This window comes from Mycobacterium sp. 4858 (assembly GCF_900240975.1).
Classification (GTDB): domain Bacteria; phylum Actinomycetota; class Actinomycetes; order Mycobacteriales; family Mycobacteriaceae; genus Mycobacterium.
In genome coordinates, this window is record NZ_LT968776.1 from 3,443,600 (window position 1) to 3,458,420 (window position 14,821).

Here is a 14,821-nt window from a genome sequence, read left to right on the forward strand (position 1 = left end):
GGCTCACATCCGGAAGACGCCGAAGTTCGACGTCCCCTTGATCGGGCCATTGGCGATGGCGGACAAACACATTCCCAGTACGGTGCGGGTGTCGCGTGGGTCGATCACCCCGTCGTCGTAGAGCATTCCGGACAACACCAGCGGCAGTGACTCGGCTTCGATCTGGCCCTCGACGGCCGCGCGCATCGCGGCGTCGGCCTCCTCGTCCACCTGCTGGCCGCGGGCCTCGGCGGCGGCGCGGGCCACGATCGACAAGACGCCCGCCAGCTGGGCGCCGCCCATCACCGCGGATTTGGCGCTGGGCCAGGCGAACAGGAACCTCGGGTCATAGGCGCGCCCGCACATGCCGTAGTGGCCGGCGCCGTAGGAGGCGCCGATCAACAGCGAGATGTGGGGAACGGTCGAGTTGGAGACGGCGTTGATCATCATCGAGCCGTGCTTGATCATCCCGCCCTCCTCGTAGTCCTTGCCCACCATGTATCCGGTGGTGTTGTGCAGGAACAACAGTGGCGTGTTCGAGCGGTTGGCCAGCTGGATGAACTGGGTGGCCTTCTGCGACTCCTCGCTGAACAGCACGCCGCGCGCGTTGGCCAGGATGCCCAGGGGATAGCCGTGTAGGCGGGCCCACCCGGTCACCAGCGACGAGCCGTACATGGCCTTGAATTCGTCGAATTCCGAGCCGTCGACGATGCGGGCGATCACCTCGCGCGGGTCGAACGGGATGCGCAGGTCCGCGGGCACGATGCCGATCAGCTCTTCGGCGTCGAACAACGGATCGGCGACCGGGCCCGGCGCGGGACCCTGTTTGCGCCAGTTCAGCCGGGCGACGATGCGGCGCCCGATGCGGATGGCGTCGAGCTCGTCGACGGCGAAGTAGTCGCCCAAACCGGAGACTCGGGAATGCATTTCGGCGCCGCCGAGCGATTCGTCGTCGGATTCCTCGCCGGTGGCCATCTTGACCAGCGGGGGACCGGCCAGGAACACCTTGGAGCGTTCCTTGATCATCACCACGTGGTCGGACATGCCGGGAATGTAGGCGCCGCCGGCGGTGGAGTTGCCGAACACCAGCGCGACGGTGGGGATGCCGGCCGCCGACAGGCGGGTGAGGTCGCGGAACATCCGGCCGCCGGGGATGAAGATCTCTTTCTGGGTGGGCAGGTCCGCCCCGCCGGATTCCACCAGCGAGATGACGGGCAGTCGGTTTTCGAACGCGATCTGATTGGCCCGCAGGATCTTTTTCAGGGTCCACGGGTTGCTGGTGCCACCCTTGACCGTCGGATCGTTGGCGACGATCAGGCACTCCACGCCCGACACGACTCCGATGCCGTCGACGGTGCTGGCGCCGACGGTGAACGCGCTGCCGTAGGCCGCCAGCGGGCTGAGCTCGAGGAACGGGGAGTCGGGGTCGAGGAGCAGCTCGATGCGTTCCCGGGCGGTCAGCTTGCCGCGCCCGTGGTGGCGTTCGACGTACTTGGGCCCGCCGCCGGCAAGCGCTTTGGCGAGCTCGGCGTCGATCTCCTCTAGCCGGGTGGTCGCCGTCGACGCCGCGTCGGCGTAGGCGGGGGAGTTCGGGTCGAGCGTGGACTTCAGTGTGCTCACGATTGGAATCCCAGCGTCTTGGCGGCCAGCGAGGTCAGGATTTCGGTGGTCCCACCGCCGATGCCCAGGATCCGCATGTCCCGGTATTGGCGTTCGACTTCGGATTCGGCCATGTAGCCCATGCCGCCGAACAGCTGCACGGCCTGATTGGCCACCCATTCGCCGGCCTCCACGGCGGTGTTCTTGGCGAAACACACCTCGGCGATCAGGTTGGCCTCACCGGCCAGTTGGCGTTCGACCACATGGCGGGAGTAGACCCGCGCGACGTCGATGCGCCGGGCCATCTCGGCCAGCGTGTTCTGCACCGACTGCCGCGAGATCAGCGGCCGCCCGAAGGTCTCGCGGTCGCGGCACCACTGCACCGTCAGGTCCAGGCACCGCTGGGCGCTCGAATAGGCCTGCGCGGCAAGGCCGATGCGTTCCGAGACGAACGCCTGCGCGATCTGCAGGAAGCCGCTGTTCTCGGCGCCGACCAGGTTGGCCGCCGGCACACGGGCGTCGACGAAGGACAGCTCGGCGGTGTCCGAGGACCGCCATCCCATCTTCGCCAGCTTGCGGCTCACCTCGAAACCCGGCGTGCCCTTCTCGACCACCAGCAGCGAGACGCCCGCCGCGCCGGGACCGCCGGTGCGCACCGCGGTGACGACGTAGTCGGCGCGCACCCCGGAGGTGATGTAGGTCTTGGCGCCGTTGACCACATAGTGGTCGCCGTCTAGCACCGCCGAGGTCCGTAGGTGTCCCACGTCCGAGCCGCCGCCGGGTTCGGTGATGGCCAGCGCGCCGATCTTGTCGCCGGCCAGCGTCGGGCGGACGAACTCTTCGATCAGCCGCTGATCGCCGGAGGCGATCATGTGCGGCACCGCGATGCCGCAGGTGAACAGCGACGCGAAAACCCCACCCGGTGCGCCGGCCTGATGCACCTCTTCGCAGATGATCACCGCGTCCGCGCCGTCGCCGCCGCCCCCGCCGACCGCCTCGGGAAAGCCCGCGCCCAGCAGGCCGGCGTCCCCGGCCCGGCGGTGCAGGTCGCGCGGCAGCTCGCCGCTGCCCTCCCACTCGTCGGCGTGCGGCAGGATCTCGCGTTCGGTGAAGGAGCGCACGGTCTTTCGCAACGCTTCGCGCTCGGGGGTCGTCCAGAGATTCATAACAGCCTTTCGGGGATGTCGACGTGCCGGCCGCGCAGCCATTCGCCCAGCCCCTTGGCCTGCGGATCGAACCGCGCCTGGTAGGCGACGCCCTGGCCCAGGATGCCGTCGACAACGAAGTTGACCGCGCGCAGGTTGGGCAGCACGTGGCGGGTCACGTCGAACTCCGCGGCCTCGGGCAGCAGTTCGGTGAGCAGCTCGACGGTCAGCGTGTTGGCCAGCCAGCGCCACTGCTCGTCGGTGCGGACCCAGACCCCGACGTTCGCCGAGCCGCCCTTGTCGCCGCTGCGCGCGCCGGCGATGCGGCCCAGCGGAACGCGCCGGGTCGGGCCGTCCGGAAGCGGCTCGGGCAACGCCGGGGGATCGGCGGGCGCCAACTCCAGAGTCTCGGTGGCGCAAGGGATCTCGACGCGGGAGCCGTCGGCGTGCACCGCGAGGTGCGGCACCTGGGTGGCGTCGACGTAGCCGGCGGTGAACACGCCGTAGACCTGGCCGTCGCCCGGCGGGGCGGTCACGTGGAAGCCGGGATAACTGGCGAGTGCCAATTCGACGGCGGCCGAAGAGAATTGACGCCCGACGCTTGAAGGATCGGGATCGCGGACCACGCAGTGCAGCAGCGCGCTGGCGGCTTCCTCGGTGTCGGCGTCGGTGTGGTCGGTGCGCGCCAGCGACCACTGCAGCTCCGCGGGCTTGACGGTCAGCGCGGCCTCGAGCTGCCGGCGCACCAAGTCGGCCTTGGCCTCGATGTCCAGCCCGGTCAACACGAACGTCATGGAATTGCGGAATCCGCCGATGCCGTTGAGCGACACCTTGTAGGTGGGCGGCGGCGGCTCGCCCCGCACGCCGCTGATGCGCACCCGGTCGGGGCCCTCGACGGACAGCTCGACGGTGTCCATCCGGGCGGTGACGTCGGGGTTGGCGTAGCGGGCGCCGGTGATCTCGTAGAGCAGCTGCGCGGTGACGGTGTCGACGCTGACCAGGCCGCCGGTGCCGGGGTGCTTGGTGATCACCGACGAGCCGTCCGCGTGCACCTCGGCCAGCGGAAAGCCGGCGTGGGTCAGGTCGGCGATTTCAGTGAAGAAGGAGTAGTTGCCGCCGGTGGCCTGCACGCCGCACTCGATGACGTGGCCGGCGACCACGGCACCGGCGAGAGCGTCGTAGTCGGTGCGTCCCCAGCCGAAGTGGGCCGCCGCGGCGCCGACGATCACCGAGGCGTCGGTGACCCGGCCGGTGACGACCACGTCGGCGCCGTCGCCCAGGCAGTCGGCGATGCCCCACGCGCCCAGGTAGGCGTTGGCGGTCAGGGGGGTGCCCAGGCCGAGGTCGGCGGCGCGCGCCAGCAGGTCGTCCCCCTCGACGTGGGCGACGCGGGCCGGGATGCCGAGCCGTTCGGCCAGGGCGCGGATTGCGTCGGCCAGCCCGGCCGGGTTGAGGCCACCGGCGTTGGCGACGATGCGGACGCCGCGGTCGCATGCCTCGCCCAGGCAATCCTCGAGCTGGGTCAGGAAGGTCCTGGCATAGCCGCGCTCGGGATGCTTCATCCGGTCGCGGCCCAGGATCAGCATGGTCAGTTCGGCCAGGTAGTCGCCGGTGAGGTAGTCCACCTCCCCGCCGGTGAGCATCTCCCGCATCGCCGACAGCCGGTCGCCGTAGAACCCGGAGCAGTTCGCGATCCGGACAGGGTCGTGACCAGCGTCAGAGGCCATGCGGTCCTCCCATCTGCGATTCACCGGTGAGCGCAAACCAACCAACCAACCGGTAGGTTAGCGGGTCGCGCCGGTGCCCCGTCAAGGACGTCCGATCGCCTCCGGCGCCGAGATCGCCACCACGGTCGTATGACGGCGCCGGATCGCAGCCGTCACGGCAATCCGGGCGCCGGCGGCCGTCGTTTTGGTGCGCAGCAGGCCACCGACTATCCTGGTAGCAATCGTCGCACGTTCGGCCCCCCGGGCCACCCCCCGCGACACGCCCCCGACACGAGGAGTTAGGCCCGACCATGGCCGTACCCAAGCGCAGGATGTCGCGCGCGAACACCCGTAGCCGTCGCGCGCAGTGGAAGGCCACCAAGACCGAGCTCGTCGGTGTGACGGTCGCGGGCCAGAAGCACAAGGTCCCCCGCCGGCTGCTCAAGGCCGCCCGGCTTGGCCTGATCGACCTGGACCGGCGTTAGTTAATCTCGGCAAACACCCGGCGCGCCTCTCAGGCCGCTCTCAGGCGTCGGGACGACACTAGCCCCGTGCGGATACTGGTCGTCGACGACGATCGCGCAGTGCGTGAGTCGCTGCGGCGGTCGCTTTCCTTCAATGGCTACTCGGTGGAGTTGGCCCATGACGGGCTGGAGGCGCTGGAGATGATCGCCAGCGACCGGCCCGACGCGCTCGTCCTCGACGTGATGATGCCGCGGCTGGACGGCCTCGAGGTGTGCCGTCAGCTCCGCAGCACCGGAGACGACCTGCCGATCCTGGTGCTCACCGCGCGTGACTCGGTCTCCGAGCGGGTCGCCGGGCTGGACGCCGGCGCGGACGACTACCTGCCGAAGCCGTTCGCGCTGGAGGAGCTGCTGGCCCGGATGCGGGCGCTGCTGCGCCGCACCAAGCCTGACGAGGACGCCGACTCGGTGGCCATGACGTTCTCCGACCTGACGCTGGACCCGGTGACCCGCGAAGTCACCCGCGGGCAGCGCCAGATCAGCCTGACGCGCACCGAATTCGCCCTGCTGGAGATGTTGATCGCCAATCCTCGCCGCGTGCTCACCCGCAGCAGGATCCTGGAAGAGGTGTGGGGATTCGACTTCCCGACCTCCGGCAACGCGCTGGAGGTCTACGTCGGCTACCTGCGCCGCAAGACCGAAGCCGACGGTGAGCCCCGACTGATCCACACGGTCCGCGGCGTGGGCTACGTGCTGCGCGAGACGCCGCCGTGACGAGCCGCATTCGACGATGATCCGATACCAACGGCCCCAACGCGTTCCGCTTCGCGCCACCAGCTCGCTGTCGTTGCGGTGGCGCGTCATGCTGCTGGCGATGTCGATGGTGGCGATGGTGGTCGTGCTCATGGCGTTCGCCGTGTATGCGGTGATTTCGGCTGCGCTGTATAGCGATATCGACAACCAGTTGCAGAGCCGGGCGCAGCTGCTCATCGCCAGCGGTTCACTGGCCGCCGACCCCGGGAAGGCCATCGAGGGAACCGCCTATTCGGACGTCAACGCGATGCTGGTGAACCCGGGCCACTCGATCTACACCGCGCAGCAGCCGGGTCAGACGCTGCCGGTCGGCGCGCCGGAAAAGGCGGTGATCCGCGGTGACCTGTTCATGTCCCGGCGCACCGCGCTCGATCAGCGGGTGCTGGCCATCCACCTGCCCAACGGCTGTTCGCTGCTGATCTCCAAGAGCCTCAAACCGACCGAGGCGGTGATGACCAAGCTGCGTCTGGTGCTGCTGATCGTCGGCGGCATCGGCGTCGCCGTCGCCGCGGTGGCGGGCGGCATGGTCACCAGGGCGGGTCTGCGACCGGTGGCCCGCCTGACCGAGGCGGCCGAACGGGTGGCGCGCACCGACGACCTGCGGCCCATCCCGGTGTTCGGCAGCGACGAATTGGCCAGGCTCACCGAGGCGTTCAACTTGATGCTGCGTGCGCTGGCCGAATCCCGCGAGCGGCAGGCGCGGCTGGTCACCGACGCCGGACACGAATTGCGCACCCCGCTGACGTCGCTGCGCACCAACGTCGAGCTGCTGATGGCTTCGATGGAACCGGGCGCGCCGCGGCTGCCCGAGCAGGAGATGGTCGAGCTGCGCGCCGACGTGCTGGCGCAGATCGAGGAATTGTCCACGCTGGTGGGCGATCTGGTGGACCTCACCCGCGACGATGCCGGACAGGTGGTGCACGAGCCGGTCGACATGTCCGAGGTGATCGATCGCAGCCTGGAGCGGGTCCGGCGGCGCCGCAACGACATTCACTTCGACGTGAACGTGACCCCCTGGCAGGTGTACGGCGACGCCGCCGGGTTGTCGCGGGCGGTGCTGAACCTGTTGGACAACGCGGCCAAGTGGAGCCCGCCGGGCGGGCGCGTCGGCGTCACCATGCGCCAGCTCGACCCGTCGCACGCGGAGCTGGTGGTGTCCGATCAAGGCCCCGGCATCCCGCCGCACGAACGCCGCCTGGTGTTCGAGCGGTTCTACCGTTCGACGACGGCACGCGCCATGCCGGGCTCCGGCCTTGGGCTGGCGATCGTCAAGAAGGTCGTGCTGAATCACGGTGGGCTGCTTCGCGTCGAGGACACCGTGCCCGGCGGACAGCCGCCGGGGACCTCGTTCTACGTCCTGCTGCCCGGCCGGCCGATGCCGCTCTCCCCGTATCCGGCGCCCGCCGCCGAGAACCCCGAAGAAGGATCGGATGCCACCGTCCCGGTGGCCACCGACCAGTCGAACTCTCGGGAACCGGCGAACGTTATCTCAGTGGACTCTCAGTCCGCGCGGGCAAGGTAGGTCTGCAGCTACTGTTTGAGAAGCTCGTCGAGCCGACGAGCCGAATACCGAGATAGAGGAAGTGCGACCCAGCGACATGACGAATGACCCGAGGTATTCGCCACCGCCGCAGCAGCCGGGATACCGTCCCGTGCCGAATCAGCCTGCGCCCACTCCGACCCATCCGGGGACCTCTGCTTACGGCCAGGGGCATCAGCCACCGTATAGCCAGCCATTCGACTGGCGGCAGCAATCCCAGACGAGCCAGTTTCGGCAGCCCTACGACCCGTTCAACGGCACGGGCCCCGGCCGGATACCAGGGGGGACCGGGGTAGGCCCCATGCCCGGGGCCGCCGGCACCGGCCCGATCCCCGGCATGATGCCGCCGATGCCGCCCGGCCCCCAAAAGCGGCCCCGCGCAGGGCTGTTGGCGGTCGGCGCCTTGGCCATCGCGGTGGTCTCCGCCGGCGTCGGCGGAGCCGCGGCCACGGCCGTCGAGCTGGGCACGCACCCGTCCAACGGCAACGGGCGCACCGTCATCGGTGCCCCCAGCGTTCCCGCGGCGAACATGCCGCCCGGCAGCGTGGAACAGGTCGCCTCCAAGGTGGTCCCCAGCGTCGTCATGCTGGAGACCGATCTGGGCCGCCAGTCCGAAGAGGGCTCCGGCATCGTCCTGTCCGCGGACGGGCTCATCCTCACCAACAACCACGTGGTCGCGGCGGCCGCGGGGCCGCCGAAGGCGCCCGGCGTTCCCGGCGCTCCCCCCGCCGCCCCTCCCGGGGGTCCCGGTGGCGGACCTGGTGGTCCGGCTCCCAAGACGACGGTGACCTTCTCCGACGGCCGCACCGCGCCGTTCACCGTCGTCGGCGCGGATCCGACCAGCGACATCGCGGTGATCCGAGTGCAGGGAGTCAACGGCCTGACCCCGATTTCCCTGGGTTCCTCGTCGGATCTGCGCGTCGGCCAGCCGGTGGTGGCCATCGGGTCGCCGCTGGGCTTGTCTGGCACGGTGACGACCGGGATCGTCAGCGCGCTGAATCGGCCGGTGTCCACCACCGGTGAGTCGGGCAACCAGAACACCGTGCTCGACGCGATCCAGACCGACGCCGCGATCAACCCCGGCAACTCCGGCGGCGCGCTGGTCAACATGAACGGCCAGCTGGTGGGCGTGAACTCGGCGATCGCCACCCTGGGCGCGGACTCGCCCGACGCGCAGAGCGGTTCGATCGGGCTCGGGTTCGCGATCCCGGTCGATCAGGCCAAGCGCATCGCCGACGAGCTCATCAGCACCGGCAAGGCGTCCCACGCCTCGCTGGGCGTGCAGGTGACGAACGACAAGGGCTCCCCGGGCGCCAAGGTCGTCGACGTCGTGCCCAACGGCGCGGCCGCGACCGCCGGGGTCCCCAAGAACGTGATCGTCACCAAGGTCGACGACCGCCCGATCAACAGCGCCGACGCCTTGGTGGCCGCCGTGCGGTCCAAGGCGCCCGGCGACAAGATTTCGCTGACCTTCCAGGATCCCGCTGGTGGTGGCAGCCGTACCGTGCCGGTGACTCTGGGGAAGGCGGATCAGTAATGCGAGTCGAAGAACCCTCGGCGGCGGGACTGTCGGAGCTCGGTTATACGGTGGCACCCATGGAGACGGGCGCGGAGCTGGTGGTCGGACGGGCCCTGGTCGTGGTCGTCGACGATCGCACCGCCCACGGGGACGAGGACCACAGCGGTCCGCTGGTCACCGAGCTGCTGACCGAGGCGGGTTTCGTGGTCGACGGCGTGGTCGCGGTCGCGGCGGACGAGGTGGAGATCCGCAACGCGCTCAACACCGCGGTGATCGGTGGCGTCGACCTGGTGGTCTCCGTCGGTGGCACGGGCGTCACGCCGCGTGACGTCACCCCGGAAGCCACCCGGGAGATCCTGGATCGCGAAATCCTGGGCATCGCCGAGGCGATTCGGGCATCGGGGCTGTCCGCGGGCATCATCGACGCCGGATTGTCACGCGGTCTGGCCGGGGTGTCCGGCAGCACGCTGGTGGTGAACCTGGCCGGCTCCCGGTATGCGGTGCGCGACGGGATGGCGACGCTGAACCCGCTGGCCGCCCAGATCATCGGGCAGCTGTCCAGCCTGGAGATCTGACCGCCCGAAAGGCTCCGTCCGCTACCGCGACTCGGCGTCGGCGCGGGGTCCGTGGTCTGGAGGGGGCGTCGTGCCCGCTCCGCCGTGCTTGCCCGACAGGTCGCCGTTGGTCTGCGCGAGTAGGTCGCGGATCTCGGTGAGCAGAACGACCTGGGCGTCGTCCGCCTGCTCCACCTCACCGCGCTTGCGCAGCGTGTTGTAGGGCAGCACGACGAAGAAGTAGACGACCGCGGCGATCAGCACGAAGTTGATCGCGGCCGACAGCAGGATGTTCAGGTCGATGGTCTGGCCGCCGCCGATGCCGATCTTCAAAATGCCGACGTTGGACTGCTGTTTGACGCCGATCCGGTTGATCAGCGGCGTGATGATGCTATCGGTGAACTTGGTGACCAGCGCGGTGAAGGCGGTACCGATGACGACCGCGACGGCGAGGTCGACGATGTTGCCCCGCGACAGAAACTCCTTGAACCCTTTGAACATTCCAGATGTCCTTCCTGGGATTGGACAGAGTTTGCTGTCGGTTGCGCGACCAACGGCGGCGGGGCACTCAGTGCAGGGTGAGGGTCACCGCCTGACCCAGCGCCGAGCCCGCCACCGTGTTCGCCACGCGAGCCGGCAGCGCCACCAACACTACGCGGTCCCCGTCTCCTGCCTGGGCTTTCGGCTTGGCGGACACGAGCACCACGACGGCGTCGGTGGCCACCACCTTGGGCGCGGCCTGGGGCGATTCCGGCGACCCCGTCGACGGCGCGGCCAGCACGTCGACGATGTCGCCAACGCGAACGAGGTCCATCAGGGCGCTGTCGGCGAGACGCAGCGGGACGATGCGGGCGCCGGGCCCGGCCTTCGGTGCGATCGCGGCCTCGGCCAGTCGGCTGCCCAGCACCCGCACATCGGTGAGGACCTCGCCGCGCCGGGCAGGGCCGGCCAGCGTGGAACCGACGACGGCGCCCACGTCGGTTCGTGCCCCGTCGGGAACGGTTGCCGTCAAACGTTTTTCGAGCCGGACGTCGGCAAGGGTCAACGCAGTGCCGGGCCCCAGGTCGTGATCGGCGACCACCACCTCGGCGTAGTCACCGTCGGGGTCGGAACTCAGCGCGGTTATGCCGGCCAGCACGACCAGGCCGCCCGCGGCGACGCGCCGCGCCAGCACGGTCCGGCTCCAATCGGGACGCAGCCACCCCGAAAGGCGGCTCAACAAGGCCGGATTCAGCGACGATTCGCCCACGCCGCAACGGTAGGCGCAGCGAGGTCAGCGGCGAATGCCGCGGAAGGCGCGGTTGTGGATAACCCCGTCAGCTCGACGCGGCGGCGGGCGCCGTGGCGCTGCTGGTCGACTTCTCGCTGGAGGTGGACTTCTCGCTCGAACCCGAGCTCGATCCGGAGTCGGTCGACGAGGATCCGTTGGTCGACGTCGTGGACTTCTTGCCGGACTCCCGGCTGTCGGTGCGGTAGAAGCCGCTGCCCTTGAACACCACCCCGACGGAGTTGAAGCGCTTGCGCAGCCGGCCGGAGCAGCGCTCACACGTCGTCAGCGCATCGTCGGTGAAGGCCTGCACGATGTCGAAGCGATCGTCGCACTCGGTGCACTGATAGCTGTAAGTCGGCACGAATACCTCCGGATGATTGCAAAGCTTGTTAGCACTCTAGCGTCTCAAGTGCTAGAACCGCCACGTGACGTCACTCATTCCCGATGGGTCACCGCGGATCGAGGGCGGTGAACCCGGCCCGCGGCGTGAGTGCATCGGTCATCGGTACGTCGTGCCGCTCGGCGGGTAACCGGTCCACCAACTCCGCGTCGCGCACCACCGCGATCAGCCGCGCCCGCGGGTCCCGATAGCCCAGCGAGCGGTCGTAGAAGCCGCGGCCCCGGCCCAACCGCACCCCCCGGCGGTCGACGGCCAACGACGGCACCAGGATCAGGCTCGCCTCCGCGATCGCCGATGCCGCGAGCCACGGCTCCGGCGGCTCCAGCAGTCCCCACCGCGCGGAGGTCAGTGCGCCGCGCCGGTATTCGCCCCAGCGCAACGGCTGCGGCGCGTCGTCGGCCGTGGTCCGCGCCACCGGCAACAGGACCCGTCCGGCGCGCCGCAGCAACACGTCGAGCATTTCGAGCGAGCCGGGCTCGGCGCCCACCGGCACATAGGCGCACACCGTGTTGCCGCTGCTCACGACGTTTTCCGCGCCTTCCAGGTGCTCGCACAGCATGCGCGCCTCGCGGGCCCGCACGTCGTCGGCAACGCGGCGCCGGGCCGCCTGCAGCTGCGAACGCAACGCGGCCTTGCTGGGGGTCGCCATATGTCAACCATGGCAGCCGACTCTTCGCCCGCGCCACATCGACTCGGCGAACCGCGTTCGGGTTATCGTGTGAACAATGTCCAGCCCAAAAGTGGTGGTCCCACACACGGCGATCGTGCCCGCCGCCGGTCTTGGTACCCGCTTCCTGCCCGCGACGAAAACGGTGCCCAAGGAGTTGCTGCCGGTCGTCGACACCCCCGGCATCGAGCTGGTCGCGGCCGAGGCGGCCGAGGCGGGCGCCGACCGCCTGGTGATCATCACCTCCGAGGGCAAGGACGGCGTCGTCGCGCATTTCGTCGAGGACCTGGTCCTCGAGGGGACGCTGGAGGCGCGCGGCAAGAAAGCGATGCTCGACAAGGTGCGCCGCGCCCCGCAGCTGATCAAGGTCGAGTCCGTCGTCCAGGCCGAGCCGCTCGGACTGGGACACGCCATCAGCTGCGTGGAGCCCGCCCTGGCGCCCGACGAGGACGCCGTGATGGTCCTGCTGCCCGACGACCTGGTGCTGCCCACCGGCGTCCTGGAAACGATGTCGAAGGTGCGCGCGCAGTACGGCGGCACGGTGTTGTGCGCCATCGAGGTGACGCCCGAGGAGATCAGCGCCTACGGCGTTTTCGACGTCGAGCCGGTGCCCGGGGGCGACAACCCTGACGTGCTGAAGGTCAAGGGCATGGTCGAGAAGCCCAAGCGCGAGGACGCCCCCTCGATGTTGGCCGCGGCGGGCCGCTACGTGCTCGACCGCGCCATCTTCGACGCGTTGCGCCGCGTCGACCGCGGCGTGGGCGGCGAAGTCCAGCTCACCGACGCGATCGCGTTGCTCATTTCCGAGGGCCACCCCGTGCATGTCGTCGTGCATCACGGATCTCGACACGACTTGGGAAATCCCGGCGGCTACCTCAAGGCTGCGGTTGACTTTGCATTGGATCGTGACGACTACGGCCCCGATTTGCGGCGATGGTTGGTGGCGCGGTTAGGCCTGGCCGAGAAGTAGCCGGTCTACAACGCCCGGCTCGCGACGGTGCCCGTCAGGTCGTTAGCGGCCCGTCAGGGCAGTAGGGCAGAGAGGCGCGCTGTGCGTTCTGTGGAGGAGCAGCAGGCCCGGATAACGGCCGCCGCGGTGGCTCCGCGGCCCATCCGGGTGGCCATCGCCGAGGCGCAGGGATTGATGTGTGCCGAGGAAGTCGTCACCGAGCGCCCGATGCCCGGTTTCGATCAGGCCGCGATCGACGGTTACGCGGTGCGCAGCGTCGACGTGCTGGGCGTCGGCGAAGTGGGCGTCGACGCCCTGGGTGAGCCGCCCGGCGACGCGGAGCTCGACGAAGACCGCCGCGAGGGCCTGGTCCTGCCCGTGATGGGAACCGTCGAGGCCGGTGCGCGCACGCCCAGCCGCCTGCAACCCCGCCAGGCCGCCAGGGTGCACACCGGCGCCCCGCTGCCCACGCTGGCCGACGCCGTCATCCCGTTGCGCTGGACCGATGGCGGAAGCACGCGGGTGCGGATCCTGCGGGGCGCGCCGTCGGGCGCGTACGTGCGCCGCACCGGGGACGACGTGCAGCCCGGCGACGTCGCGGTGCGCGCCGGCACGGTGATCGGCGCGGCCCAGGTCGGCCTGCTGGCCGCGGTCGGCCGCGAGCGCGTGCTGGTACATCCGCGGCCCCGGGTGACGGTGATGGCCGTCGGAGGCGAGCTGGTCGACATCTCGCGCACCCCGGGCAACGGCCAGGTGTACGACGTCAACTCTTATGCGTTGGCGGCGGCGGCCCGGGATGCCGGCGCGGAGGTCAACCGCATCGGCATCGTCAGCAACGATCCCGCCGAATTCCGCGAGGTCGTCGAGGGCCAGGTCAACCGTTCCGAGGTGGTGGTGATCGCCGGCGGTGTCGGGGGCGCCGCGGCCGAGCCGGTGCGCTCGGTGCTTTCCGAGCTGGGGGAGATGGAAGTCGTCCGCGTCGCGATGCATCCCGGGTCCGTCCAGGGATTCGGTCAGCTGGGCCGCGACGGCGTCCCCACGTTCCTGCTGCCCGCGAACCCGGTGAGCGCCCTGGTGGTCTTCGAGGTGATGGTGCGGCCGCTCATCCGCCTCTCGCTGGGCAAACGTCAGCCGATGCGCCGAATCGTGCAGGCCCGCACGCTGTCCCCGATCGCGTCGGTCGCCGGTCGCAAGGGCTACCTGCGCGGCCAGCTGATGCGCGATCAGGAGACCGGGGAGTATCTGGTGCAGGCGCTTGGCGGTCCCCCCGGGGCGTCCTCTCACCTGCTGGCCACCCTCGCCGAGGCGAACTGCCTCGTCGTGGTGCCCAGCGGCGCCGAACAAATCCGCACCGGCGAGATCGTCGACGTCGCCTTCCTGGCTCAGCGCGGTTAAGTGCAACCGCTCCGCACGCTGGTGAACCGGTTGCGCACCAACGCCCGCCATCCGGGTTGGCCGCTGGACGTGGGTCCGTTACGGGTTCCGGCGGGAGTGGTGCGGTTACGGGCGGTGCGGATGCGCGACGGCACCCAGTGGAGCCGCATCCGGTTGGCCGACCGCGCGCACCTCGAGCCGTGGGAGCCCAGCGCGGAGGGCGACTGGACGAGCCGGCACACGGTTTCGGCCTGGCCGCCGCTGTGTTCCGGCTTGCGCGCGGAGGCCCGCGCGGGCCGCATGTTGCCGTACGTGATCGAGCTCGACGGGCAGTTCTGCGGACAGCTGACCATCGGCAATGTCACGCACGGGGCGTTGCGGTCGGCGTGGATCGGCTACTGGGTGCCGCGGTCGGCGACCGGCGGTGGGGTGGCCACGGCGGCGTTGGCGCTGGGCCTGGACCACTGCTTCGGCCCGGTGATGCTGCATCGCGTGGAGGCGACGGTGCGGCCCGAGAACGCCGCCAGCCGTGCGGTCCTGGGGAAGGTCGGGTTCCGCCAGGAGGGGCTGCTGCAGCGCTACCTCGAGGTGGACAAGGCCTGGCGCGACCACCTGCTGATGGCCATCACGGCCGAAGAGGTGTCCGGATCGGTGGCCTCGGCCCTGGTCCGCGCCGGGCAGGCCAGCTGGGTCTGAACGCCCCAAGCGCCGCGGCCCGCGTGTGGCTACCGCGACACGAGTGACTTGTGGTGCTTGTGAGAGCCAAATTACAGGTGTGTAATTGTCCTGGTCACTAAGACCCGGCCGCGCTGGCCACCGGTGGGCTTCGCGGGGATCGGAAC

At 69.9% G+C, this 14,821-nt stretch carries 15 protein-coding genes; 8 read left to right on the forward strand and 7 right to left on the reverse strand.

What is annotated here, in order from left to right; genetic code table 11:
- Positions 1-3: 3 nt before the first annotated feature.
- From C1737_RS24995 to C1737_RS25005, 3 genes are read right to left on the reverse strand one after another with little or no spacing between them, the layout of a single operon-like run.
- On the reverse strand, positions 4-1,599 hold the full coding sequence (locus C1737_RS24995; protein WP_102419718.1) for an acyl-CoA carboxylase subunit beta: 1,596 nt from the start codon (positions 1,597-1,599) through the stop codon (positions 4-6).
- Positions 1,596-2,744, reverse strand: coding sequence for an acyl-CoA dehydrogenase family protein (locus tag C1737_RS25000; protein WP_068098766.1), 1,149 nt, complete (start codon positions 2,742-2,744; stop codon positions 1,596-1,598). The genes C1737_RS24995 and C1737_RS25000 overlap by 4 nt, the downstream gene beginning before the upstream one ends.
- A complete protein-coding gene (locus C1737_RS25005) occupies positions 2,741-4,450 on the reverse strand; it encodes an acyclic terpene utilization AtuA family protein (RefSeq protein ID WP_068098764.1) in 1,710 nt (569 codons plus the stop codon). Before C1737_RS25005 ends, C1737_RS25000 begins: the two co-directional genes overlap by 4 nt.
- A 290-nt stretch (positions 4,451-4,740) precedes the next feature.
- On the opposite strand from C1737_RS25005, the gene rpmF reads away from it, so the two are divergent.
- The 5 genes from rpmF to C1737_RS25035 all read left to right on the forward strand — a co-directional run bounded on the left by rpmF (position 4,741) and on the right by C1737_RS25035 (position 9,340).
- A complete protein-coding gene (gene rpmF, locus C1737_RS25010; RefSeq protein ID WP_007168835.1) occupies positions 4,741-4,914 on the forward strand; it encodes a 50S ribosomal protein L32 in 174 nt (57 codons plus the stop codon).
- Between the two features lie 66 nt (positions 4,915-4,980).
- Complete coding sequence (gene mprA, locus C1737_RS25015; protein ID WP_067921411.1) at positions 4,981-5,667, forward strand: two-component system response regulator MprA; 687 nt, start codon at positions 4,981-4,983, stop codon at positions 5,665-5,667.
- Positions 5,668-5,683: 16 nt separating this feature from the next.
- The gene (locus C1737_RS25020) at positions 5,684-7,228 is read left to right on the forward strand and encodes a HAMP domain-containing sensor histidine kinase (protein ID WP_067921409.1); all 1,545 of its coding nucleotides are present in this window, start codon (positions 5,684-5,686) and stop codon (positions 7,226-7,228) included.
- 76 nt (positions 7,229-7,304) lie between these two features.
- Positions 7,305-8,783 (forward strand): S1C family serine protease, encoded by a 1,479-nt coding sequence (locus tag C1737_RS25030; RefSeq protein ID WP_067921407.1) that lies wholly within the window; start codon positions 7,305-7,307, stop codon positions 8,781-8,783.
- Complete coding sequence (locus tag C1737_RS25035; protein ID WP_067921405.1) at positions 8,783-9,340, forward strand: molybdenum cofactor biosynthesis protein B; 558 nt, start codon at positions 8,783-8,785, stop codon at positions 9,338-9,340. The genes C1737_RS25030 and C1737_RS25035 overlap by 1 nt, the downstream gene beginning before the upstream one ends.
- Before the next feature lie 21 nt (positions 9,341-9,361).
- Here the strand turns inward: C1737_RS25035 and mscL are convergent, their stop codons facing one another.
- The 4 genes from mscL to C1737_RS25055 form a co-directional block, all read right to left on the reverse strand.
- Positions 9,362-9,820, reverse strand: coding sequence for a large-conductance mechanosensitive channel protein MscL (mscL, locus tag C1737_RS25040; protein ID WP_067921402.1), 459 nt, complete (start codon positions 9,818-9,820; stop codon positions 9,362-9,364).
- A 67-nt stretch (positions 9,821-9,887) separates the two neighbouring features.
- On the reverse strand, positions 9,888-10,568 hold the full coding sequence (locus tag C1737_RS25045; protein WP_102419719.1) for an SAF domain-containing protein: 681 nt from the start codon (positions 10,566-10,568) through the stop codon (positions 9,888-9,890).
- A 67-nt stretch (positions 10,569-10,635) separates the two neighbouring features.
- Entirely contained in the window at positions 10,636-10,950 is a 315-nt protein-coding gene (locus tag C1737_RS25050; protein WP_067921397.1) for an FmdB family zinc ribbon protein, read from the reverse strand.
- Positions 10,951-11,038: 88 nt separating this feature from the next.
- Positions 11,039-11,638: a 5-formyltetrahydrofolate cyclo-ligase gene (locus C1737_RS25055; protein WP_067921396.1), complete on the reverse strand. Its 600-nt coding sequence runs from the start codon at positions 11,636-11,638 to the stop codon at positions 11,039-11,041.
- 76 nt (positions 11,639-11,714) lie between these two features.
- On the opposite strand from C1737_RS25055, the gene C1737_RS25060 reads away from it, so the two are divergent.
- The 3 genes from C1737_RS25060 (at position 11,715) to C1737_RS25070 (ending at position 14,675) form a co-directional block, all read left to right on the forward strand.
- Complete coding sequence (locus C1737_RS25060) at positions 11,715-12,626, forward strand: UTP--glucose-1-phosphate uridylyltransferase (RefSeq protein WP_102419720.1); 912 nt, start codon at positions 11,715-11,717, stop codon at positions 12,624-12,626.
- 81 nt (positions 12,627-12,707) lie between these two features.
- Positions 12,708-14,000: a gephyrin-like molybdotransferase Glp gene (gene glp, locus C1737_RS25065; RefSeq protein ID WP_067921392.1), complete on the forward strand. Its 1,293-nt coding sequence runs from the start codon at positions 12,708-12,710 to the stop codon at positions 13,998-14,000.
- A 21-nt stretch (positions 14,001-14,021) separates the two neighbouring features.
- Complete coding sequence (locus C1737_RS25070) at positions 14,022-14,675, forward strand: GNAT family N-acetyltransferase (protein WP_199183010.1); 654 nt, start codon at positions 14,022-14,024, stop codon at positions 14,673-14,675.
- The last annotated feature ends 146 nt before the right edge of the window (positions 14,676-14,821 follow it).

Excerpts from the sequence above, each read along its gene's own strand:
- C1737_RS25000 (WP_068098766.1), bottom strand. The coding sequence starts at position 2,744 with ATGAATCTCTGGACGACCCCCGAGCGCGAAGCGTTGCGAAAGACCGTG.
- C1737_RS25060 (WP_102419720.1), top strand. The coding sequence starts at position 11,715 with ATGTCCAGCCCAAAAGTGGTGGTCCCACACACGGCGATCGTGCCCGCC.
- C1737_RS25020 (WP_067921409.1), top strand. The coding sequence starts at position 5,684 with ATGATCCGATACCAACGGCCCCAACGCGTTCCGCTTCGCGCCACCAGC.
- mscL (WP_067921402.1), bottom strand. The coding sequence starts at position 9,820 with ATGTTCAAAGGGTTCAAGGAGTTTCTGTCGCGGGGCAACATCGTCGAC.
- rpmF (WP_007168835.1), top strand. The coding sequence starts at position 4,741 with ATGGCCGTACCCAAGCGCAGGATGTCGCGCGCGAACACCCGTAGCCGT.
- C1737_RS25030 (WP_067921407.1), top strand. The coding sequence starts at position 7,305 with ATGACGAATGACCCGAGGTATTCGCCACCGCCGCAGCAGCCGGGATAC.
- C1737_RS25035 (WP_067921405.1), top strand. The coding sequence starts at position 8,783 with ATGCGAGTCGAAGAACCCTCGGCGGCGGGACTGTCGGAGCTCGGTTAT.
- C1737_RS25055 (WP_067921396.1), bottom strand. The coding sequence starts at position 11,638 with ATGGCGACCCCCAGCAAGGCCGCGTTGCGTTCGCAGCTGCAGGCGGCC.
- C1737_RS25005 (WP_068098764.1), bottom strand. The coding sequence starts at position 4,450 with ATGGCCTCTGACGCTGGTCACGACCCTGTCCGGATCGCGAACTGCTCC.